Source organism: Drouetiella sp., assembly GCF_059504425.1.
The window spans coordinates 45,004-66,217 of sequence record NZ_JCACIN010000024.1 but is presented as its reverse complement, the minus strand read 5'-3'; the positions used below and the strand labels follow the sequence as shown (position 1 = coordinate 66,217).

Genomic DNA, 21,214 nt, shown 5'->3' with positions numbered 1-21,214 from the left:
GTCATGCCCTTAAGCGATCGTCAAGAACACCTGTTGTTTGAGCTGTACGGCATTCCTTACAGCTCAAAAACGATCAGCCTGGGATCTAACGGCTTGGCTTCAATGCCTCCATTGACCGAGCTGCACCAATCCGCAAAAGATCGGCTGCAAGAGGCGATTCTAGAAATCAACATCGATCCGTTCAAAACCGAACGGGTGGGTGAAATTTTGGCAGAGTATGAGGGCATTAGCCTTGACCCCTCCACGATCGAGCGTGAGGGCTACTCGTTTCGCTTCGGGCGCAGTATTTCCAATCTCAAAGATCGCCTCTATGCCTACACCGGGATTCGGGTCGCAGGTTCCTTTTCAAATCGGATGCCTTTAGGATGACCACTATTGAAAGCCAGGTCGCAGTAATCAACTTCACGGTTTATCGTGGGGCTGATTTTGTGCTGCCACTAGACTTTCAGCAAGACAGCGGGGCACCCATTGACTTCACCGGGTCAATGGTCAGCGCCAAACTGCGGCGGCATTTTATTCAAGATGTCGCGGTGTTTGGAGTGACGATCGCCCAACCTACAACTGGGAAAGTTGTTTTATCTCTTGACCAGGCAGTGATCGACACGCTTAAACCTGCGAGCTATTCATGGGCGCTATTCATTACCGATGCGGCTGGGGTGACCCAGTTGAAGTGTCAGGGAACTGTTGAGGTTGTCCAGCCATGACATCCCCGATCGTCGTTCGTCCACAAACTACGATCGTTCAAGTTAGCTCCAATTCAGCGATTGTAAAATCGCCGATTGTAGAAACCCAAACGATTGCGGCGATCGATCAGACGACTGTTTTGAAACCTATTGTTGAAACCCAGACCGTACAGGCAGGGATTCAGGGACAGGCAGGGCGTAACGGTTCTGATAGTACAGCCACACCGATTATTTACTCCACAGCAACAGCGCTAAGCGCTCTACGAGTGCTGAGGCTAAACGAGCTAGAGCAACTGGAATACGCCAGTTGTGACGATCCGACAGAAGCCTTTAATATCGCTGGTTTTTTATCGATCGCCGTTGGCTCTGGAGTGCTGGCAACGGTTGATCAACGGGGAATCTTCAGCGATTCAAGCTGGAGTTGGACACCCAAACGACCGCTGTATTTAGGGCTAAACGGGTTCCTAACTGAAACCCCTCCACAGAGCGGCTTTCTGATCCAACTCGCCACAACGATCACCGCTCAAAAAATCACCTTTGAAATCCAAGACGCAACGCTGCTATGACTAACAAATTTTACACCTTCGATTTTGTCAGCAAAGCAAAACGGCTTGTTGCTGCGATCGCTGCCAGTACAGGCGCTACAGATGCCTCAAAAATCATCTCAACTAATTCCGCTGGCGTTTTGGATGTCTCGTTTTTGCCGCCTGGGGTTGATATCCAAGTCGAGACGATCAACACCTCTGAAGCCCTTGCTGCTGGGGATTTCATAAACATCTACGATGCAGCGGGAACAAGAACCTGTCGTAAAGCCGACGCTTCTAATAGCCGCATGGCACACGGTTACGTGCTGGCAGCGGTCAGCTCAGGGCAACCTGCCACGGTCTATAAAACGGGCAAGAATTCGGGGCTGAGCGGTCGAACGCTTGGAACACCTTACTTTCTGAGCGCTGTAACAGCAGGAACCTCAACGGCTTCACCTTCTGCTTACCCAACGGCTCAGATCTTGCAAGTGCTAGGCTATGCCGACTCTACAACTTCAATTTTGTTTGAATTCGATCAGCCTGATTATCTTGATGCCTGATGACCTACTACCCGACGCTAGTTAATGGATTGACACGGTGGCGAAAAGCGATCGCCGCTTCGTTGGGTGTAGCCGATGCTGACAAGCTGATCAAGACTAATTCCAGCGGGATTCTAGATGAAACCCTGTTGCCCATTTATCCTCTCAGCTTGATTGAGGGATTAGATCTGAGGATGGATGATAGCGGCAATCCGACCTATCTCAAGTTTGGGGCAGGTGTCGCTACTGTTTTGTCGGGCACAACCCGATACTTGGCAAGATCATCTGGCATCTTTTACAAAAATCTGGCTGCAACTTGGAGTGCAGGAAGCAACAATGGTGGTAGGTTTGTGGCGACAGCCGTTGCTGCAAACCAGACATGGCACTGCTTCATTATTCGCAATCAGACAACCAAGGCGATCGACTTTGGCTTTGATTCTTCGTTGACTGGCGCTAACGTACCGAGCGGCTGGAATGCGCGGATTATTGGCTCAATCATGACAGATGGATCGGCGGCGATCCGCGCTTTCACTCAGGTTTGGGATACGGTCTACTGGAAAGACGAAGTTCAGGATTATCGTGCCTCCCTCGGAACAACCGCGACGGCGATTACCCTAACCGTTCCTAGTGGCATGGCTCTAGAGGCGATCGTTAGACTTGCCTCTGGTTTGCCCACTTCGCCAAATACTAATGCAATTCTCTTATCTTCTTATTCCATGACCGATGTAGCTCCAACCAGATTGGGTGGTGGAGCTGCATCGGTGGAGTCTGCTTACGTGGCGGGTGGGGTTGAGTTTGAGGCTTCAGTAGTGGAAAGAATTCTCACATCTGGACAAAGCATTAGAGCCAGGGCATCCTTCGGTTCCTATATTCATTTTCCGAGAATTGCGACAATCGGCTTTGTTCATCCAAGGGGGCAAGTCTAATGGTCTGGGTACAAATTGTTGATAACGTATCGATCGGTTTTGCTAGAAACTACCCACCATCAGAGCTTGATGGATCTTATGAAGCTAACTGGATGGAGGTAGCCGAAACTGATCCTAGAGTTGAGGAAGCGCTGAATTATAGAGCGCCCGAACCGCCTCAGCCTAAATGGGACTTGTTTCGACAAACGCTCGCTCTTGATCCGGGCGTGAAGCGGGTTGTCACCACGAACAGCCTCACCATGTATCACTTCAATCAGATCACCGCTTTACTCTGGCAGGTAGGGAATAATCCGGGAGTGCTGACCGAAATTGGAACACAGTGGCATTTCATCATGGAGATTGAACCCTTGACTGAGGCAGAACGAATAACCATTAACAATGGACTCGCTCAATGTCTCATGCCGTTTCGATTATCGGGAAAAAATGAGTTTGTGTTGGAGTTAGCCTAGCTACTTGTGATCTTTCGATTTACCCATGCTCACGCCCAGGCACCGCAATAGATTCAACGTTTCTGTATAGGGGCGATTTTCTTTGATCTGCCGCTCAACCGTCTCGATCCGCTGCTGATTACGAGGACTGGCGATCGCCTGACATGGAACACGCTGAGCGACTTTATGGCTCAAGAATTGGACTATCTCAAAGCCGCTCTAGTCGGGACTGGATTCGATCCGGCGATCGTTGATTTGCCTTGATCTAGTTCAGCGTGAAAAGCTCCGATCAGTTGCTTCAGACTGCAACTACTCAAACTAAAAACGGCTGAAACTCCTGATATTTCGTCACTGTACCAGTTCGCTTAGTCTAGTGAGTTAGTCCAAGCTTTTGGGCATTTTCAGAGGACGGCGATCGTATTTGTCATCGGAGTTAATGTACCCTGAAAACTTGATCGCCTTTCCTGAATTTTTATGGATGCACCGCAAAACACATTTGAAGCGATCGGCATTGGCAGCACGGCTCAGCTCACACAGAGGCAACGGGCAGCGGCGGGGATGTTTGTGTTTATAGGTGCTGCTCCTGTCCCTTTACCTAGCCATAGAGGAAGTGATAAATTAAGGATGAGACATACAGGATGATCAAAAAAAGGATAGAGCCGCTCGCCCCCATCCTTCAAGGCTTCTTGGCTAAATAGAGAGCCTTCCCGGCTGCACGTCGTACAGAGATTTCCTAATTGAAGCTTTGTTTCTGGAGGTTCATATGTCTAGAATTCTGATTGTTGATGATTTTTTAGATAGCCTCTTATTTGTAAAAGCACTTTTAGAAAGCGAAGAATATACCGTAGATATTGCCACTAGCGGTTTTGCAGCGCTCGACCTACTTGAGGAGTTACGTCCTGATGTTGCCCTATTAGACATTTTTCTGTCCGACATGATTGGCTATACCGTCGTTGAACGCATTCGCCAAAATCCGGAGCTGTCTGAAACCCGTGTCGTGCTAGCAACTGCCTCATCTGTTCTAGATAAGTCCGAGGCAATGGCATCGGGCGCTGATGCTTTTTTGCGGAAACCATTTGACTCAGACCAGCTCTTAGCGATCATCAAAAAGCTGTGTAACCAAAAGGCTAAGGGGGTAGAGACATAGGGAAAAATCTCTTCACTCTAGCTCTGCAGCCTGCACCAATGTGATGACGTGAGAAGATACCTCAAAGTCATAGTATGTGAATAATTACCCATAAGCCATCAGTAGGTCTTTTGCTATGGAAAATTCACATCCTTGCTACATCTTGGTTGTAGATGATTTAGCAGACAATTTGGTATTGATAAAAACTCTTCTAGAGGCAGAAGGGCACAGAGTAGATGTTGCAGATAGTGGCGCTCTGGCTCTGGCAAAAATTGAAGCTTCGCCCCCAGATCTAATTTTGCTTGACCTGATGATGCCAGACATAGACGGCTTTGAAGTAACTCGGCGGCTTCGGCAAAATGACCAGTTCTCCTCTGTTCCAATCTTGATAGTTACGGCTGATCGGATTGTAGAAGAGGAACAAGGGTTGGAGATTGGAGCCAATGGCTTTATCCGTAAACCTGTTGATTTTGATGAGCTACTAAAGAAGGTTGAAGCGTTTTGTTAGGCAAGACTTCTCCTCAAGTATTACTACAGGTCAGAGTGCGATCGCCCCTCTCCTAAGAGAAACCCCTTAGAACTTGATGTTCTAAGGGGTTTAGTGTGTTGTGCTCAGACTGTCATGGGGTCGAGCTGAGATACGTTTAAAATAGTGCCACGGATCTTGAAAATGCTCACTATGCTTGCATTCTAGCCGTCAACTTCCCTAGTAGTTAATATCTTGAGTAGTTGCTTTAAAAGGCAACTACTCAAGCCTGAACCCTATATTTTCGGTTGGGGTGTGTGCCAGTTGGCTAACGAGAGATGTAGTGTTTCAGGTTTTGTAGTGAGCATACTACAGTCCAATCCTAGTCCAGTGATGTAGTACGCCTTGCACTGTGACAGTTTGCAGTTGACAGCGACGCTTGATTTGCGCTAGTCGATCGCGCCCTTAAAATCCGCAGAGGGTTGGGGATTTGGGAACTCTGAAAAAAAGAGCTTTGAACTTCCATGTGGACGATCGCTAATCCTCAGCTGACCACTTTGACCCGCCCTGGCACCGGAGCAATTTGCAGCGTGGCCCTCAATCAATCGCTGGTACTCACCGAAGTTGATTTTGATGCAGACTGGCGATCGGCTGGCGTGGTTGCCAATCATGATCCGGTTAGTGTGCTGCTGGCAGTGGATGGAGATGTGATCGAGATTGCAGCTGAGTCTGAGCTGGTGGGTGCAACTGCTGTGATTGTCGAGGGCAGGGTTTTCACGATCGCCGCTGATTTGGACAATCCCCAAGAAGGCGAGTTCACGCCCATTTTTGCCGACTCTGCTGATACCGGAAAGCTCGGCATTCAGCCTTTAAAACAAATTAGGTTGCATACGACCCAACCGATCGCGGGTAAACCTGCGGCGATCGTGGCTCAAAAGAAGCGCCCATCCATCCCAACCAACCTGGCAGCGCCTAATATTCTGGACGCGCTCAAAGGGTTACCGATCACGGGCAAGTTTAATTGGAGCCTCAGCATCGAACAGCATCCTAGCGGCAGCTTGCAGCTTGCCGTCGATCGCCCTCACGTCAACCAAGTGCGCGATCGGCTCAAGAAGGGCACCGAGCTAGAGGTTTTAGGGATTGGTTTCAGCGTTTCCAATATTCAAGAAAAGCTAGAAGTCGAAGGCTATTACACGGTTTCCGTTTCGCTCACAGGCAAGTGGGCGAAGCCCCAGTACAATGATCCGGCGTTTCTCCATACCCCTCGTCGCCGCAACTCACAGCAGCTCAACAATGAGCCACAAATTGATTCAGAGTGTGGAGTTGCGCCAAACTCTATTCCACCCTTGAGGCAGCGCCCTCGCTGGGTTTCAATCCCAGAATTAGCCTCTAGAGTCGGCGTGATGTTTCAGCCGACCCGTGGAGCAACCAATGTTGGAACGACTACCAGCCTTCGCAATCTGTCAGGCGCTTGGGTTGTTGAAGTTCCACCGGACACCCCTCGCGATGCGGCACGGGCCTGGAGCGCTGATGTTGTTCAAATTGCTAGGCTGCACGGCTCGATCTTGGATTGGAGTCATGCGGGTAAAGTAACCACTCAGGCGATCGAAGCAGGACGGCTTTGGAATTATCAGGTCGAATCGCTCAACACCACCTATCAGGGCGATACGCTTCACTCGCCTAACCATAAAGGCTATGCCGCTGAATTCAAAAATGCTCAGCTAACGGGCACATTTGTTGCTGAGAACCTGATCATCAATTCCGATAGGCGGAAGGGTTTGCCTCAAGCCAAATGGAAGCCGCGCACTCCCAAAAAGGTAACACTGCGATCGGGCGATCTGACCTATGCCTCACCTCCTAGCACGGTCAAGTTCATCCGCACGATGAGCCAGAATTTTGACGCATCGGGTGACACAAAAACGCTGCATATCACTACGACGATCGACGGTCAGCCGTTTGAGGAGATTGAGTACATCTATGGCTTCAGATTCCAGGCTGAAGATGTGTTTACATTCGATCTGATCGTTAATGCTGGGGTCTACTACACCGAACCAAAAGATTTTTGGGGCGTGGTTTCCTACAAAAAGAAGGTTTACCGCTACGACAAGAGATATGGGTTTCCGCTGGGCCATGTCACGAAAGGATGGAAATATCTACGGTTCAAGCAGGAAAGCGATGAGCTGGAGACGCTAAAGCTGTTTGACCCCAACGACCCGATCGACCAGCTCAGCCGCGATCTGTATGTGTTTGAGAAAGTCCCCATTGTGGAGCGTAGCCTAATCAATAACGTTGCCTTCCGGGACTATTATGCTGACGCTGAAGAACAGTCGGCATGGGTGCCCTACAAGCATTGCAACCCGGACGGCACAAGTGAAACTCGCTACGTGATTGATCCAACCTGGGCACCGACCTGTTTTGCGATCGGCGATCTGACCTACAGCTCATGCTTCAATGTGAAGCCCAACCCAGACCTGATACCGGGTGAGATTTATGAGTATGCTATCAACGACATCCCACCCAAACCGTTTGTGATTGCTGGAGATGAATCGATTACCAAGAAATCAATCCGGCTGCGACCTGCCCGACCTGCCGGAATCAACATCCCGCCACTGACTGCGGATCAGTCGGCTATTCTGTTCGATCGCTTCACTGAGCGCAATCTGCAGGATTCAGCCACCAACAACTACAACAACAAAGCTGTGATTGAAAGCTTTGCTGAAAACGAAGGACGACCTAGCCCAGTGAGCCGCAAACCGTCACTGCTGGAGAAAGTTGATCCATCTCAGGATCAGGCGAACAAAACCAGTACACTCAATTCGACCACGCATCAAAGCATCCGCTTCACCGTTTGCACTCCCGGCTATACCTGGAGCGATCCGGTAAATGGCAGCGTGAGCAACGGGCAAGCTCACACTCTAGACTTTGCCTTTACAGCGGTGAAAACTGACTTGAGGCTGCAAGATATGCAGCAGTCGGTTCAGCATTCGTTTGACGTGCCTTTCAATGGAGCGCTGCGACCGCTCGATCGCATTTCCCTAACCGCTCAGGGTGAAAATCATTCGGTGATCGTCACCAGCGTTTCCAATAACCTGACGATCGAAGGACGCTACGGCAAAATCCCAATCATCACCTGGGAGCCAACGCAGGTTCAGGCAGGAATCGATCGGGAAATCCCGGTAGTGCTTTATAAAACGCTGCTACCTGCCCCTCCCCAAGGTCGTCCTCAGCCTCAGCCTCCAGCAGAGCAAGACCCCAAAGCTCCTAACAACCCTTATCCGTGGGACATCACGCACCAACAGCTTTTAGGCAAAATCTCCCCTCGTTCAAGAGGTAATTTCTGATGGACTTCACCCGCCGCACCTTAGATGAACTGGTAGCCTTGCAAGAGGCAATCTATCAAGCCCAACAGACCTTGATTGAGGTACAGAACGCTGGCGCTCAGATCAGCATCACACCACCGAAGCAGAACACGATTATTCTGAGGGTAGGCGGATCAACAACGAACGGGCGATCGGTGAGGTTCCAATGATGACTGATTTAACTGACAAGCAAAAAGCTGTGAACTGGGAAACTCTAAAGCACATCGAAATGGTGATGCAGCTTTTAGCGACGATGCAGAATGAGATTGCTCGTCGGATGTTCAGTCACGATCGCTCAAAGCTTACCTCTCCAGAATTGGAGATGTTTGAGCAGTTTACAGATAAATTGGCTGGGCTAACTTACGGCAGCGAAGAATATGAAGCCTGTCGTCAAGAGATGCTGAAAACGGCTCTAGGTCATCACTATGAAAACAATAGGCACCATCCAGAGTTTTTTGTAGACGGCGTTGAAGGTATGAACCTAATCGATTTGATCGAAATGGTTTGTGATTGGAAAGCTGCTACACTTCGACACAATGATGGCAATATTTTCAAAAGCATTGAATACAATGCCAATCGGTTCGGACTCTCTCCACAGTTAGTCAAGATCATTTCCAATACCGTGCCTCTTCTACATAGTGTTTACGGCAGAAAAACGCAAAAACATCTAAATGACTACTGGCACTGTCTAGCTTGCGGGGCAGGAGACATGGAAGGAAACTTCTGTTGTATGTGTGGAGCAGGAAAGCATGATTTTGATGCCGTGCTAGAACCCTTGCCTTCGATCGATGAAATGGCTGGGATATTGAAGGAGAACAAAGGGTAATAAGCAGGTTATTACCCTTCGCCCCTCTGGGTATACTACGTTTAGTCGTTCTTCCTCCTTTGGGGTGACTAGGTTAAGTTGCAAAAAGCCTGCCGAGATTGATACCGATGGCAGGCTTTTTGCTGAGCTTCAAACGCCGATCGCCCATTGGGAACTGTAGGGACGTAGCTCAACAGCGCCCCAATGAGAATCCAGTTTGCTTCCGGCTTACCTCAACTCCCTTTTAGTTCAGACAATCTCAGCGTGATCAGCGGCTCTACAACCACCGCCCGATCGCTCTACTTTGCCATTCTGGGAGAGAACCCGGCAGGATTCAACCTGCTCAGCTCTATCATTCCGGCGACTATTGGCGTGGGTGCAGGAGTAACAATCACCATCCCCACCACAGCGCACCCGGCAGGTTCGTTTTGGCAAAACTACATCATTGCGGCATCCACCACGAACACCCCTAGCAGTCTCGTTCAACTTGCCAAAATCAGCGCGATCGACATCGATGGCAACCCCCGCACCCTGCCCTTGAGCATCACCCTGGATGAAGAGGAGATGTTTGCCTTATCCAGCACGATTGCCACTCCAGACCCACTCCCAGAATTGCCCCTCAACGGAATGCTGAGAGCGATCGCCTCTCTCAGCGGCAACGTGTTTGAGTACGATGAGAACTCATCGCTGCCTCCCAATGACCTGACGGTGATTGCGGCGATCGCGGGTAACTGGGTCTACAAACCCGGCAACTTTTCCAGCTATGTTGAGCTAACAACCGATGGCGGCGGCTGCGATCGACCCTTAGCCGACATCCCTAGCACCCTGCAACGTGCCCCCCGCTACAGCCCTTCCGGCGCGGCTGGCACGAAGCGAACGTTTTGGATCGTCAATACGGCTGAGGAGGATATTCCGGCTGGCTTGCGAGTTAAGGTCATCGTCTCAGTTGATGGTGCAGCTCAGGACTCTGAATTTGATGGGCTGTTGGCAGTGCGCTTCAAGGGTTACGCCAACACGGTTACAGGTGCATTAAGGACGCTCGACGGCGACGGCATCGAATTCCCAAACCTAAACATAGAGCGGGATTACCAAAGCGGCAAATCAGACCTTATCCTGCCTGACGACCTGGCAACCAACGAAGCTTACACGCTGGAAATCTACCCAAAATTCAGCCTGATTGCTGCACAAAATAAGGTTGCAGACGGCTCCCTCATCTCGATTGCTCTTGACCTGTTTGAAGAGGCTGGTGTTTACAGTGAGCTGGGTCAAGCGCTGGGTGACTGGCTCTACCCTACCGACGATCGCGGCTACATCGTTCCTGATGATGGGCTTGCTGCCATTGCCCTAAAGCGATCGGGCATCGTTGCCTCGACTAGCTTCCTCAAGGTGGGCGCATCCCCGCTCTATGAACTGGATATCAACACAGCCAACCAGAAAGCGGCAATCAACGGCGATGGAGCAATCTATCTAAGAGATGGCGACCTGCAACCCGCCGAAGCACTCAGAGCGATTCTAGGCACCGTTGCCGGGGACAGCTATGCCTCTGCCTGGAGTCTGCCTGTCACGGTTAGCGGCACCCAAGCGGTTCAAATTACCTGCACCTATCCGAGCAACGGCACCACTGCCACGATCCGAGCGGATTACCCCGATGCAATCGCCGGAGTTACAGGCAAGGCTAAATTCAACCCCCCGCTGGTGACTCTGTTCTTGACGGACGGCACGGAGATCCGCCGCTTTGAAGGGTTCAGCGTGGTAGATGGCGCGACACAAAACTTTTTAATAGACAATTGGAACTCTGGGGTTCTAATTGAAGATTTGCCTGATCCGGCTGCAAACTTTAGCCTGTTTCGCCCAGAGGGAGCGACCGCGATCGCCACTGCAACAGGCAATATTCCGGTAGGCGAAATTCAGGCGGCATTCTGTTTTACCTACACAGGCGAATCCCTCACCAGCATCTCTCATGCTGAAGCTGACGGCTGCATTCACGAAGCCAAGCTTACCCTGGCAGAAATGGAAGCGGCTGCCCAGAGCTGGAGTACACCCGTTGCTGAGAGTGGTATTGTCGATATCCCACAAGGGGCGATCGTCGCATGGCAAACCCGGCGCACCACCAGCGGCAAGCCGATTGTCTATAGTCCCGTGTCAACAGCAGAGCATGATGGGGTGAGCGTATGGAAACCCGCCTACAAGCTGGATTCCGACCCTGGCAGGTGGCTCGTCGATAACACTCAAAAAGTGTTGCTCACGGGCGAGAATCCCCCGACCAGCGGCGACGGCAGCGAAGGAGACATCTATCTCCAGATCGCTTCACCCGACCTGTTGATCTGGCATAAGGATACGGCTTTGGATTGGGCGCTCGTCCAAACCATCACCGCACCCACGGGCGCACCAGGGCAAGCCTATACCAACACTACGGCAGCATTCATTCAGCCAGCAGTCAACGCAACCGTCACAGTCTCGCTCGCGGCTGGGCAGTGGATCGCGACAGGTGCAACGGTATTTGTGGAATCGGCTGGATATTATCAAGTCGTTACCCCCGGCTCAACCAGCGTCGTGCTACGAAATCTAGGATACAGCGCCAATGCTGCCCCCTCAACCAACATCTTGACCAATCGTAAGATCAGCGCATCCGGCACCGCTGGGGCAACCGGATCGATCTCAGATGCCGATCGCCTCATTCTCAACCTGATCAGCACACCTCCAACCGTTGCCGTCGATCAAATGGCAGTGTTCAATCAGGGCGAAAAACTGAAGCTGCGTAAGGCTTCTGATGGGGTGATCCAGACGATCGCAGTTCTAGAAGCCCCTCAGACCTTCACCAAAGCTCAGTCAGTTCGGGCTGTCTCGCTGACACCTGGATCAACAGTGGCGATCGATGCCACGTTGGGCAATACTTTCGCTCTTAATGTCAGTCAAACAACCTTAATTAGTAATCCCACGGGCTTGATTGATGGCGGCGTTTATTATCTGCGGCTGAGGCAGTCGGGAGCGGGTAGCTATGCAATCACGTTTGAGGATGCCTGGGTATGGGAGCTAGACACCCCTCCTAATCTGGTTACGGCTGCTGATCGCCTTTGGGTGATTGAAGCCAACTCAGACGGCTCTAACCTCTACGCCAGGGCGCGAGGATGGTTCACAGCTCCACCACTGCCGATCGCTTACTGGACGTTGGATGACAGCAGCTATGCCGATTCGATCAACGGCTATGATCTCTTGGCTGAAAGTGGAGCGCTGATCGATATCGTTGATGGCGCGGCAGTGTTCACGGCTGCGACTGGAATTAACAGCATTCTCTACACATCTGAAACTGAGCTGAAATTCACAACTAATCACGCTGATGATGAGCAGTATCCACCACAGAGGGATTGGCGGCTTGAGTTCAAACTAAGCTATAGCAACGCAGGTAGCGAAGATCTGCTGATCGCTCATACTGGCGATCTGTTTGGTAACGATGATGATTGGCGGGTGTATTTAGACGCTGGCGGAATTTTGAATTTTGGAATTGTGACTACTGGAGGGGAGGGGAGCAACTTTGAATATTTAGTAAGCACAGTTGCGATCGCCCCTAATACCACGTCCAGCATTGTGCTGGCTCTAGATGCCACTCTTGGAAAAACCAGCCTAAGCATTGATGGCGTTTTAGTAGAGCTAACGCTGACTAATGTAGCCGTTGCGCCAAGCCTTGAAATCTTCAAATTAGCGTTCGGTCTAGACTACACCGCCACGGCTGGCAGTACCCTAACCCTGGACGATATCAAACTGTTCTTCCCCTCTTAACCATGAAACGCCTTATCGATCCGTTCCTCTCTCGTTTCCGCTGGTATCGCCGCGCCCGTGGCGGCGTTTGGGCGTGGGTACACAATCTGAATACAGGGAAGCGATCGGGCTGGGTTCGGCTCGCTGATCACCTTCCTCTCTTCCCCTATCCAACTCCCGGCATTCGCGAAGTGGAGCGGCATCACTAATGCGTAGCTTTGAGGAACTGGAAGCCAAGCTCAAGGAAGTCCAGGCGCATTACGAGAATCTGGCGATCGGCGTTGGGGGTGGTGCAGTAGGCTCTACGGCATCATTCACTCTAGAGCAGCCGTTGAATGGGGTGAATACCGTTCGAGCAACCTGCTTCACGCCATGCCCACCAGGGCGATCGCAGTTGTTCAAAGATGCAAACGGCTCTTGGTATGCGATCGGTTCAAACGCTGCGGTTCTGCAAAGCATTGAGATCGCCCAGAATCGAAGGCGTACGGCTCAAGAACCGACTCAGCCTATACGGTTTGCAATGTCAGTATCGGTTTATTCCGGATCGCCTTTCGATGCAGGTCAAGGCGTTGTTTCTCTGTTGGGCGCTAAAAATGATTCGTATGTAATCGTTGAGGGCAGACCTTACCTAGTGATGTCTCGAACTCAAACAAGCGTGGTTATTGATTCCGAGGGTGTTCCTGTCATAGTTGATGATCAGGGGGAGCAGGGCTTTAGTTCTCCGATTCTCTCTGCTGATAAAAACGGTACAGTATACGTCGATTATCAAACGTTCGACAGTCAGCGATCGCAGGGTGGCTATGCCCGGTATAACTATCATTTTCGGATCAATGGAGGGGTCGTTAGCGCTCTGAGCGAGTCCCCTTCATGGCGTGGTAGCTTGGTCAATGGCTTGCTATCGAGCGATCTTGAGATTGATCCTGATTCAAACGCTTGCGTGAACTATTTTCGGACAATCCTGTACTCCAATATTCAAGATCGCAACGTTTGGACTCTCTTCGGATTTGACACCGATCGCGGCAGACTTGCGGGTGAACTAGGGTTTCCTGGAGGATCAAACCGACTGAATGACAACGCAGTTTTGAACCATCTCAAAACTAATACGCTCCGCACAACAGCAACGATCTCAAGACTCCAAACAGAGGGCGATCGCTGTTTGACGGCTAGTGGTGGCACCCAAACTGAGCTGAGGAAATTTGACCTGCCAAGAATTCGATGGGATGTGCCGGAAGGAGCTAACGCAATCATCACTTTTGCGGCGATCGCTTATTAACAGAGGGCGAGCTTTGCAATCGATCGCCCTTCGGTTGGGCACACTGAAAGCAACGCCTGCCCCTGCGACTTGGGGATGTCCATTTGGAATGCTAAACATCCTTTGAGGCAGGTAAAGTTTTATGCCCACTAACATCAATTGGTCACGTCCGTTTTCTGAAGCGGCTGAAGTCAAAACCAGCGCCGTGACTCACGCCCTAACCGTTTCGGGTGGCAAGGCAATTATCGACGTGACGGCTACGGTCAACGCAGCTACCAAGATTCTTGAGCGGATCATTCTCACTCCTAAAGCCAGTAATACAGGCACAACCCACACCGTTAAGCACCTGATCTTTTCGGGCGGCTCGGATTCTGTTTATGTCAGCGCCACCAACCCAGCCGACTCAGTTGCCACCAACGCTGCAACGGCTGTAGAAACCGTGCTACCTGACACGCTCAACCTTGACAGCTTCTACACGGCTGCTGGCGTAGGACGCACCGACCCAACTCCTTAAGCCCGATCGCTCGGCTATTCACCAAGCCATTCATTAAGCTTTTTATCCAATAGAACACTATGGCTAACGCAATTCTCGGATTCCGCACAATTAACAAGTGCTTTTTGCACCGCTACGTTTTTGAAGGCTCTCCAGCCGTTCTCACGCCCAAACCCATCTCCCTACTGATTCCGCCCAGCATGGCTGAAATCGATCCAGGGATTACGATCGTTGACATCGATGGTCGCACCGCAAACGGAGCCATGCAATCAGCTCTGACCTACAAAGACAAGATCATGCCGAAGTTGAAGCTTAGCTTTGACGTGGGTGGCCCCGAACTTGAGCAGATGATCCACGGTCAGGTGGTGAAGTCTTACACCAACGTTGTCTCTGCCGTCTTGTTTGAATTTGAAGCCACGACCCAAACCTTTGCCGCACGGGAACCGGGCGAGCATGGCTATCAGGTCACAGCTCAAACCGATGGGGCAAACTCAATGGTTTACTACACCGATCCGCTGACTAAGCTATCGGTCGCTTTGACAGTCGTTGCCGCCAATCCTATCGGCAATCAGATCGTCATCGGCGAACACCTGGCGCTAACCGTTTCCCCAGAGCTGGCAGCAACAGGTTATCCGATCTCTGGTCGGGTCAATGCAGTGGTTCCTTCTGCTACGGCAATGAGCAATAAGCAAATGGGGCTTGTAGGCGTGTTCCTAACGGGCATCTACCATGACCAGACCGTGAAAACCTTCAGCGCTCGCTACTGCTCCCTCGACTTCGGCTCTCAGCTCAGTGCTGACGGTAAGCGATCGGTCAACCTCCGAATCCTGCCTGATGCCAACTGCCGATCGGGTCTGGGTTGGGATGTTGAGGATGTGCCACTGCAACTGGTTGCTTAGAAGGCGATTGGGGAATACTCTGTGTATGGTGGGTTATACGAAATGTGAATGTTTTTCCCGTTGGAGCGGCAGAGCAATCCAGCGGGATTTTTAATGCAAACGAACATGGGCGATCGGGCACTAATAAGCTGTTCGAGTTAGATTCATGCCCCATGTACGAGCGCGTTGACTTCTTAGACGGCACATTCCTAATGGTTTGCCTTCCGCTGGCACGTCATGCCCTGATTAGCGCTTATAGACAAGAGTTGCGATCGAACCTGGAAGGGATCGGCTATTGGGTACCCTCAATGGATTCAACTTTGTTCGCCACATGGGGCATTTACTACACCCAAATATCGAAGCTCATGGAACCCGCTTTTGATGCGGCTGCCATGACTCCCGATTCCCGGCACAGGTTTTTCATTTGCTCTACCCCAGTCGAGCGTAATGGGGAAATGTTTGTCGGCTTACCACAGCTCGATCTGCTGCTGGGCATGGGCTACCCTGAACCTGTCACAGTCGATCGCCCCAATCAGAATAAGGGCATCGTTCATATCACATCAGGCGATCCAGCCCGTGACCTGCTGGCAGACTTGCTGATTATGTTTAAGGATCAGGCATTGCCACTGAGCGATCGCTATTCCTTCGATTACCTCAACAAGCTTGTTCTACAAACTGCACAGCGTAAAGATCCTGAGCTACAGAAGAAGCTGCAAGCCGAAGCCGATAAAAAGCGGTTCGAGCAACTGAACGCCGGAGCCGCTGTGAGGGAACACTATCGGAGAATGAATATCGTAGTCCCAGACGATTTTTAATATGCCTCAGTTCAGAAAGAAGCCCGTTGTAGTTGAAGCAATGCAGTTTACGGAAGATTCAAAGAATCAAGTATTCAACTTTGTAAGGTGCAGTTGTCATGCTGACTTTATAGACGGAAAGCCAGTTCTAAAGATCGAGACTCTTGAAGGTAGCATGACCGCAAGTTTAGGCGACTGGGTTATCAAAGGAATAAAAAACGAGTTCTATCCATGTAAGCCCGATATCTTTGAAGCAACTTACGAGCCAGTCTCATAGACTCATCAACGCTAAAACCATGCAACCCTTTTCAGTCACGCTTCGCGATAAAACCTATACTGCCTCTGACCCCACCTCTCGCGAGATGCGGGTGCTGGCATCCGTCTTTTTTAAGGGTGAATCAGAGCGCGATCGCATTCAGTCGCTGATGGATTCGATCAGCGGTAGCAATCCGTTTGAGTTTGACCTGAACGACCCCAACGACCTGCAACGGGCAACGGTTGTACTAATCGTGCGGATGGACAGCCCAGCTGTTCAGGCAAGCCTAGCTCATGTGCTGCGATCGCTCTTTCCCGACCTGCCTGAGTCTCTGGTGAACCATCGGCTCATCTACGCGCCCAACGGCGAGCAAGAGGTTAAAACCGTTTGGAAGTTGGACGATGATGAGGCTCCCGCCCTGGTTTTAGAGGCATTGAAGCATCTTCAGGCTGAACATGACTTGCAAAATGAGCAAGATGCAAAGCTGTGGACTGAGAAGGCTGAACCTCAAGGCTTTGCCGTAGCCGCCAAACCCAAGCGCACCCGCAAGCTGAAAGCCGCATAAACAAGTTTCCTCCCTGTTGTCTGTTGGAGCTGGAGCGTTTCTCGCCTCAGCTCTTTTTTTGGGCAAACTGAATTCATAAGCCTGCCCTGGCTCAAACTGGGATGCCCGTTCGGGATGCGATCGCTTCACTCATCCCACGGGCAATCATGGCACTTAACCCGATTAAGCTTGTTGTTCAAGCCGTCAATCAAACACAGCCGATCGTCAGTGAGATCGGCAAAAATCTGGACGGGCTGAAAGCTCAGGCAGCGGCAGTTGGAGAGAGATTTGAGCTGATTCGCAAGCAGGCGGGCTTCGGCTCATTGGATAAAGAGATTTCCTTGCTGGCAAAGTCGCTAGGGAAAACCTACAAGGAGGCTGAGCAGCTCTCCAAAGGGCTGGGTCTGAGCAGTGACCAGATTCAGAAAAATATCAAGGCAATCAAGGAACTCTCAGCCCTCAAGCTTGACCCTAAGCAGATTTTTGAAAAGCTCAACAAAGAGCTGGGGACAACTGAGGAGCAATTTAATAAGCTCCATGCCGCTGCCAATGGCGACGGCGGCGGTGGAAGGAAGGGCGGCTTTGGCGGTTTAGGAGGGGCGATTAGCAGTGCCGCTGGCGCAATGGGCACGTTTGGGCTTGCCGTCCAGGGCGCTCAGGCAGCGATGGCAATCCTGTCGAAGAACTTTGATCAGGTGATTGGGCAGAATATTCGCCTCAGAGAGCAGATTCAGTCCACCGCGATTACCCTTGCCTCTAAGCAGGATGTGCTGATCAACGGCAAGATCGAAACCGATCCTAGAAAGGCGATCGATGCTCTGCGCCCGATGATCAAGGAGCAGATCGACAAGCTTGCCGTTGATGCAACCAGCCTCAGCGGGGTGACTAGCACTGATCTGATTCCCAGTTTTCAGGCGGCATTAGCGGCTAGCGGTCGGCTGAAGCTTGGTAATCAGCAGGGCGCGGGCAAGGATTCAGCCGATAATGCCCGACAGCTCACGACGCAGCTCACGGCTCAAGGGTTGATGCTAGGGCGCGATGCAGGGCAAATCACCAACGATATTTCCCAAATCACGGGCGGTAACATTGACCCTCAATACAACGCCCTTGCTAAGTTCCTCAACCTAAATAACGCCAGAGTTGCCCAACTTTCCTCAGAAGGGAAGCTGATGAAGTACATCGAAGAGCGGACTCAGGCGGCGGTTGCAGGTCAGGCACAGCTAGCAGAACAGTGGAAAGGCGCGACCTCCAATATTCAGGAGTATGTCCAGCTCATTACCCGTGATTTTGGCGGACCACTGTTAGACGTGATGCTGAAGCCGATCGTCAAACTTGAGCAATCCCTCAAAGGGCAGCTTGAGAATATGCGCACCTTTGCCAAGGGTGCAGGTGAGGCGATCGGCGGTGGCTTAATGCAGGTCTGGAGCCTGATTGACCAGGCAATTGATGGGGTGGGCGCTGTCTACAACAAAAACCTGAAGCAGATCAGCGGCTTTATCAATGATGCGGTTCAAGCGGGTTCAGGTGCATGGGAATGGCTTAAACAGGCGGCTACAGATGTCTGGGATTACCTCACTGAGCAGGTCAAGAGCCTAGCGCCCGATCTGCAATCAATGGGCGCTGAACTGCAAAAAAACTTTATGCCCGTCTGGGAATATCTAGTGCAGGTTCTGCCACCCGCACTGGAGAAGATCGGCAACTTTCTGAAGGCTGGAATCATTGGGCTGATTGCCTACATCGTTCAAGGGCTTCGCAACTTTACAACAACAGTGAAAATCATTGCCCCACTGTTGAGTGGGATAACGACCACGCTGGTAATGGCTATCGACGGTTTCAATATTTCCGTAGAGAAGGCACAGCAAACCGTCGCATCCTTTATCTCGATCGCTTCTAAAATCCCCGGCGTTAGCGCCCTCATCGGTGATCCAATCAAGGATGCCGCTGAAGCATTGGACTCTCTCAGTCGGGCAAGCACACAGCTTGATACCCAATCCCTGAAAACCCTGGATCAGGTGAATGCGGCAAAGGCTCAAGGGACTAACCTCAGTGCTGAGCAGCTTAAGAAAAACACTCAAATTGCTGAACTTGCCAAGCAGCAGATTGAAGCAATCGATCAGCAGATTGCCTCAGAGAAAGAACTTGCCGTCTTCACTCCAGAGCAGAAGGCTAAGCAGCAAGCCGATATTGCGTTTCAAGAGAACCGCAAAAAAGCGCTTGAGGAAGCGTTAAAGGGATTAAAGATTCAATCTGAAGAGGAAGCCAAGGGAACCGCTAACGTTACCACCCAAAACAGGAAGCTGGATGATAGGGGAACGATTATCAAGCAGCTTGCTGATAAGGCGAAAGCCTTTCAGGAAGCACTAGACAATCCAATTGACCAGGCAGCGGCGATCGAATCTGCTAAACAGTTGATGGCGGTGACTCAGCAGCAGATTGACGCGGGAGCCATCACCGCGCAACAGGGTGAGGATAGGCTGAAGGCGATCGCCAAAAACGCCGGACTCGACATTGAAACCCGGCAAGCTGCTGAGAAGGCGATCACCGGGATTCGTAAGGGTGAATTAGAAGTCCAGAAGCAGAACATCGCTACTCAAATCGCTGAGGTTGAAGCGAAAGTTAAATCGGGTAATTTGGGTGAGGTTGAAGGGGCAAAGCAGCTCACGGCTTTGAAGAAGAAGGAGTTAGATCTACAGCTCAAAGATGTAGACGACGCGATTAAAACTGAGCAAGACCTGATCGCTAAAGGTGGCGGCAGTAAAAAGGTTCTGGCTAAGTTGCAGAACGATCGTAAGGGCATTGTCGCTCAGCAGGTTAAACAGGAAACCGAAGGCGAGGAATCGATCCAAGCCGCAAGAATGGCTGTGCTAGAACGCGCCCAGAGGAAGGCGATCGATACAGCTAAACAGTCCGAGATTGAGCGTAACAACGCCAATCAGGAGTTGCTGAATAAGCATGAGATCCGGCAGGTTGAATTCGATCGCCGCCGCATCATTAACCAGCGCTCAACCATTGAAACCGAGCTGCAAAACGAGAAAGACAAGCTTGCCGCCCTGGAAGCCGCGCCCAAGTACGATGACCCGGCAAAGGAAGCCGAACGGCAAGCGAAGATCCGCGCCTCTAAGATTCAGCTCTCTCAACTCACCGGGCAGCTCCTACAAAACGAATACGAACAGCAGCAAGCCAACCTACGGGCACTGGCTGAAAAGCTCGATCGCGAAGTTCAAGGCTTGCAGAACCGCACCCATGAACAGACTTTAGGCTTAGAAAAACAGCAGCAGGTTTACGACGCGATCACCCGATCGATCGAGCAGCAGAAAAAGCTGATGGAGGAACAGCAGAACCTTCGCAAAGCCCAGACTGATGCCGTGCTGGGTGAGTTGAACGTTATGGAACAGATTGCCCAAACGGAATCGGAGAAACGCCGCTATGCTCGCGCTGAGGAAGCGATTAAGCTGCGAGCGCTGAAACTTCAGCATGAGGCAGAGCTAACTAACCTGAAGATCCAGCAGCAACAGACCGAGCTTGCCCGTGAGCGCGAACAGATTGAGCTGCGGATGAAGAAGCTTCAGAATGAGGCTGACATCGCCCAGAAGGAAGCTAACTTGCAAAAAGCTAAGGCTGATCCCACATCAACCCCTGAAGTCATCCGAGCGGCTGAACTCGATCTCAAGTCATCTCAACAGCAAGGCGGCTTTTTGGTGCAGCAGGAAACCCTGCTGGCGCGTCAAGCTGGATTCGATCGCCAATCCTATGCCCTTCAGGAAAACGCCCTACGCACCCGGCAGGGCAGTGAAGACCTACAGCAGCAGTATGCCTTTGCCAACACGCTTCAGGGCAGCCAGAGGGCTAACGCAATGCGGCAGCTCCGTAATCAAATTGCCGGAAACTTTGGCGCAACGGGGGATAACAGCCGTCTTGATTTCCAAGCAGGTCTAGAATCCCTGGTTAATCAGACGGCTAATGATGCCTTCGGCACCCAGAAGCGCAACTTAGGCGGCAATAGTGCGACGATCGCCCAAAGTCTGCTTAGTGAGGCGGGTTTGAGCAATCCGAAGGGTAAGGCAATTGCCTCTAGGATCGGGCAACTTCAGCAGCTCGATCTATCCGGCAGCCTGAAAAGCGAGCTGAACTACACCCCACCCCAACCGGGGGCGATCGAAGCCAGTTCGGACTCACTAGGGCAAATCCTGACGGCAGTAACAGAGATCGCCAACAAGTTTGGGGATTTAGACGCGCTGGTGCAGATCGATCAATCCAATCAAATCATCAACCAATTCCAGGGCGGCGGCTCTCCGTCTCGCTCAGATATGAACCGCGTTGACGAGCAAATGCTCAGCATTCAATACGACCTGCTTCAAAAAATACGGCAACGCCAAGGCTAAATC

22 protein-coding genes are annotated in these 21,214 nt (G+C 51.3%); 21 read left to right on the top strand and 1 reads right to left on the bottom strand.

Annotation, left to right across the window (positions count from 1 at the left end):
- Positions 1-3: 3 nt before the first annotated feature.
- From AC5JMP_RS05525 to AC5JMP_RS05500, 6 genes are read left to right on the top strand one after another with little or no spacing between them, the layout of a single operon-like run.
- Complete coding sequence (locus tag AC5JMP_RS05525; RefSeq protein ID WP_495850442.1) at positions 4-369, top strand: hypothetical protein; 366 nt, start codon at positions 4-6, stop codon at positions 367-369.
- On the top strand, positions 366-704 hold the full coding sequence (locus AC5JMP_RS05520) for a hypothetical protein (RefSeq protein WP_495850441.1): 339 nt from the start codon (positions 366-368) through the stop codon (positions 702-704). Before AC5JMP_RS05525 ends, AC5JMP_RS05520 begins: the two co-directional genes overlap by 4 nt.
- Positions 701-1,249, top strand: a complete 549-nt coding sequence (locus AC5JMP_RS05515; RefSeq protein WP_495850440.1) for a hypothetical protein — start codon at positions 701-703, stop codon at positions 1,247-1,249. The genes AC5JMP_RS05520 and AC5JMP_RS05515 overlap by 4 nt, the downstream gene beginning before the upstream one ends.
- Positions 1,246-1,767, top strand: a complete 522-nt coding sequence (locus AC5JMP_RS05510; protein WP_495850439.1) for a hypothetical protein — start codon at positions 1,246-1,248, stop codon at positions 1,765-1,767. The genes AC5JMP_RS05515 and AC5JMP_RS05510 overlap by 4 nt, the downstream gene beginning before the upstream one ends.
- Positions 1,767-2,672: a hypothetical protein gene (locus AC5JMP_RS05505; protein WP_495850438.1), complete on the top strand. Its 906-nt coding sequence runs from the start codon at positions 1,767-1,769 to the stop codon at positions 2,670-2,672. Before AC5JMP_RS05510 ends, AC5JMP_RS05505 begins: the two co-directional genes overlap by 1 nt.
- Complete coding sequence (locus AC5JMP_RS05500; protein WP_495850437.1) at positions 2,672-3,121, top strand: hypothetical protein; 450 nt, start codon at positions 2,672-2,674, stop codon at positions 3,119-3,121. The genes AC5JMP_RS05505 and AC5JMP_RS05500 overlap by 1 nt, the downstream gene beginning before the upstream one ends.
- On the opposite strand, the gene AC5JMP_RS05495 is transcribed toward AC5JMP_RS05500, so the two are convergent.
- Positions 3,122-3,295, bottom strand: coding sequence for a hypothetical protein (locus AC5JMP_RS05495; RefSeq protein WP_495850436.1), 174 nt, complete (start codon positions 3,293-3,295; stop codon positions 3,122-3,124). It abuts the gene before it with no gap.
- Positions 3,296-3,574: 279 nt separating this feature from the next.
- Here AC5JMP_RS05495 and AC5JMP_RS05490 point away from each other — a divergent pair, with 279 nt between their 5' ends.
- The 15 genes from AC5JMP_RS05490 to AC5JMP_RS05420 all read left to right on the top strand — a co-directional run bounded on the left by AC5JMP_RS05490 (position 3,575) and on the right by AC5JMP_RS05420 (position 21,211).
- Positions 3,575-3,742, top strand: coding sequence for a hypothetical protein (locus tag AC5JMP_RS05490; RefSeq protein ID WP_495850435.1), 168 nt, complete (start codon positions 3,575-3,577; stop codon positions 3,740-3,742).
- A 121-nt stretch (positions 3,743-3,863) separates the two neighbouring features.
- Positions 3,864-4,247, top strand: a complete 384-nt coding sequence (locus AC5JMP_RS05485; RefSeq protein WP_495850434.1) for a response regulator transcription factor — start codon at positions 3,864-3,866, stop codon at positions 4,245-4,247.
- 115 nt (positions 4,248-4,362) lie between these two features.
- The gene (locus AC5JMP_RS05480; protein ID WP_495850433.1) at positions 4,363-4,734 is read left to right on the top strand and encodes a response regulator; all 372 of its coding nucleotides are present in this window, start codon (positions 4,363-4,365) and stop codon (positions 4,732-4,734) included.
- A gap of 482 nt (positions 4,735-5,216) precedes the next feature.
- Positions 5,217-8,033 (top strand): hypothetical protein, encoded by a 2,817-nt coding sequence (locus AC5JMP_RS05475; protein ID WP_495850432.1) that lies wholly within the window; start codon positions 5,217-5,219, stop codon positions 8,031-8,033.
- Complete coding sequence (locus tag AC5JMP_RS05470; protein ID WP_495850431.1) at positions 8,033-8,221, top strand: hypothetical protein; 189 nt, start codon at positions 8,033-8,035, stop codon at positions 8,219-8,221. The genes AC5JMP_RS05475 and AC5JMP_RS05470 overlap by 1 nt, the downstream gene beginning before the upstream one ends.
- The gene (locus AC5JMP_RS05465) at positions 8,218-8,877 is read left to right on the top strand and encodes a DUF5662 family protein (RefSeq protein WP_495850430.1); all 660 of its coding nucleotides are present in this window, start codon (positions 8,218-8,220) and stop codon (positions 8,875-8,877) included. The genes AC5JMP_RS05470 and AC5JMP_RS05465 overlap by 4 nt, the downstream gene beginning before the upstream one ends.
- A gap of 183 nt (positions 8,878-9,060) precedes the next feature.
- Positions 9,061-12,633 carry a hypothetical protein gene (locus AC5JMP_RS05460; RefSeq protein WP_495850429.1) on the top strand — a complete coding sequence of 1,191 codons (3,573 nt, stop codon included), beginning with the start codon at positions 9,061-9,063 and terminating at the stop codon, positions 12,631-12,633.
- A gap of 2 nt (positions 12,634-12,635) precedes the next feature.
- Positions 12,636-12,821: a hypothetical protein gene (locus AC5JMP_RS05455; RefSeq protein ID WP_495850428.1), complete on the top strand. Its 186-nt coding sequence runs from the start codon at positions 12,636-12,638 to the stop codon at positions 12,819-12,821.
- A complete protein-coding gene (locus AC5JMP_RS05450; protein WP_495850427.1) occupies positions 12,821-13,885 on the top strand; it encodes a hypothetical protein in 1,065 nt (354 codons plus the stop codon). Before AC5JMP_RS05455 ends, AC5JMP_RS05450 begins: the two co-directional genes overlap by 1 nt.
- A gap of 121 nt (positions 13,886-14,006) precedes the next feature.
- Positions 14,007-14,378 (top strand): hypothetical protein, encoded by a 372-nt coding sequence (locus AC5JMP_RS05445; protein WP_495850426.1) that lies wholly within the window; start codon positions 14,007-14,009, stop codon positions 14,376-14,378.
- A gap of 59 nt (positions 14,379-14,437) precedes the next feature.
- Positions 14,438-15,256 (top strand): hypothetical protein, encoded by an 819-nt coding sequence (locus tag AC5JMP_RS05440; RefSeq protein WP_495850425.1) that lies wholly within the window; start codon positions 14,438-14,440, stop codon positions 15,254-15,256.
- Positions 15,257-15,300: 44 nt separating this feature from the next.
- The gene (locus AC5JMP_RS05435; RefSeq protein ID WP_495850424.1) at positions 15,301-16,050 is read left to right on the top strand and encodes a hypothetical protein; all 750 of its coding nucleotides are present in this window, start codon (positions 15,301-15,303) and stop codon (positions 16,048-16,050) included.
- Position 16,051: 1 nt separating this feature from the next.
- Positions 16,052-16,306, top strand: coding sequence for a hypothetical protein (locus AC5JMP_RS05430; RefSeq protein ID WP_495850423.1), 255 nt, complete (start codon positions 16,052-16,054; stop codon positions 16,304-16,306).
- Positions 16,307-16,325: 19 nt separating this feature from the next.
- Positions 16,326-16,850: a hypothetical protein gene (locus tag AC5JMP_RS05425; RefSeq protein ID WP_495850422.1), complete on the top strand. Its 525-nt coding sequence runs from the start codon at positions 16,326-16,328 to the stop codon at positions 16,848-16,850.
- 101 nt (positions 16,851-16,951) lie between these two features.
- Positions 16,952-21,211: a tape measure protein gene (locus AC5JMP_RS05420; protein ID WP_495850421.1), complete on the top strand. Its 4,260-nt coding sequence runs from the start codon at positions 16,952-16,954 to the stop codon at positions 21,209-21,211.
- Positions 21,212-21,214: the final 3 nt, after the last annotated feature.

What these genes read in the sequence shown, in the direction of transcription:
- AC5JMP_RS05525 (WP_495850442.1), top strand. Translation starts at nt 4, where the DNA reads ATGCCCTTAAGCGATCGTCAAGAACACCTGTTGTTTGAGCTGTACGGC.
- AC5JMP_RS05520 (WP_495850441.1), top strand. Translation starts at nt 366, where the DNA reads ATGACCACTATTGAAAGCCAGGTCGCAGTAATCAACTTCACGGTTTAT.
- AC5JMP_RS05515 (WP_495850440.1), top strand. Translation starts at nt 701, where the DNA reads ATGACATCCCCGATCGTCGTTCGTCCACAAACTACGATCGTTCAAGTT.
- AC5JMP_RS05510 (WP_495850439.1), top strand. Translation starts at nt 1,246, where the DNA reads ATGACTAACAAATTTTACACCTTCGATTTTGTCAGCAAAGCAAAACGG.
- AC5JMP_RS05505 (WP_495850438.1), top strand. Translation starts at nt 1,767, where the DNA reads ATGACCTACTACCCGACGCTAGTTAATGGATTGACACGGTGGCGAAAA.
- AC5JMP_RS05500 (WP_495850437.1), top strand. Translation starts at nt 2,672, where the DNA reads ATGGTCTGGGTACAAATTGTTGATAACGTATCGATCGGTTTTGCTAGA.
- AC5JMP_RS05490 (WP_495850435.1), top strand. Translation starts at nt 3,575, where the DNA reads ATGGATGCACCGCAAAACACATTTGAAGCGATCGGCATTGGCAGCACG.
- AC5JMP_RS05485 (WP_495850434.1), top strand. Translation starts at nt 3,864, where the DNA reads ATGTCTAGAATTCTGATTGTTGATGATTTTTTAGATAGCCTCTTATTT.
- AC5JMP_RS05480 (WP_495850433.1), top strand. Translation starts at nt 4,363, where the DNA reads ATGGAAAATTCACATCCTTGCTACATCTTGGTTGTAGATGATTTAGCA.
- AC5JMP_RS05475 (WP_495850432.1), top strand. Translation starts at nt 5,217, where the DNA reads ATGTGGACGATCGCTAATCCTCAGCTGACCACTTTGACCCGCCCTGGC.
- AC5JMP_RS05470 (WP_495850431.1), top strand. Translation starts at nt 8,033, where the DNA reads ATGGACTTCACCCGCCGCACCTTAGATGAACTGGTAGCCTTGCAAGAG.
- AC5JMP_RS05465 (WP_495850430.1), top strand. Translation starts at nt 8,218, where the DNA reads ATGATGACTGATTTAACTGACAAGCAAAAAGCTGTGAACTGGGAAACT.
- AC5JMP_RS05460 (WP_495850429.1), top strand. Translation starts at nt 9,061, where the DNA reads ATGAGAATCCAGTTTGCTTCCGGCTTACCTCAACTCCCTTTTAGTTCA.
- AC5JMP_RS05455 (WP_495850428.1), top strand. Translation starts at nt 12,636, where the DNA reads ATGAAACGCCTTATCGATCCGTTCCTCTCTCGTTTCCGCTGGTATCGC.
- AC5JMP_RS05450 (WP_495850427.1), top strand. Translation starts at nt 12,821, where the DNA reads ATGCGTAGCTTTGAGGAACTGGAAGCCAAGCTCAAGGAAGTCCAGGCG.
- AC5JMP_RS05445 (WP_495850426.1), top strand. Translation starts at nt 14,007, where the DNA reads ATGCCCACTAACATCAATTGGTCACGTCCGTTTTCTGAAGCGGCTGAA.
- AC5JMP_RS05440 (WP_495850425.1), top strand. Translation starts at nt 14,438, where the DNA reads ATGGCTAACGCAATTCTCGGATTCCGCACAATTAACAAGTGCTTTTTG.
- AC5JMP_RS05430 (WP_495850423.1), top strand. Translation starts at nt 16,052, where the DNA reads ATGCCTCAGTTCAGAAAGAAGCCCGTTGTAGTTGAAGCAATGCAGTTT.
- AC5JMP_RS05425 (WP_495850422.1), top strand. Translation starts at nt 16,326, where the DNA reads ATGCAACCCTTTTCAGTCACGCTTCGCGATAAAACCTATACTGCCTCT.
- AC5JMP_RS05420 (WP_495850421.1), top strand. Translation starts at nt 16,952, where the DNA reads ATGCCCGTTCGGGATGCGATCGCTTCACTCATCCCACGGGCAATCATG.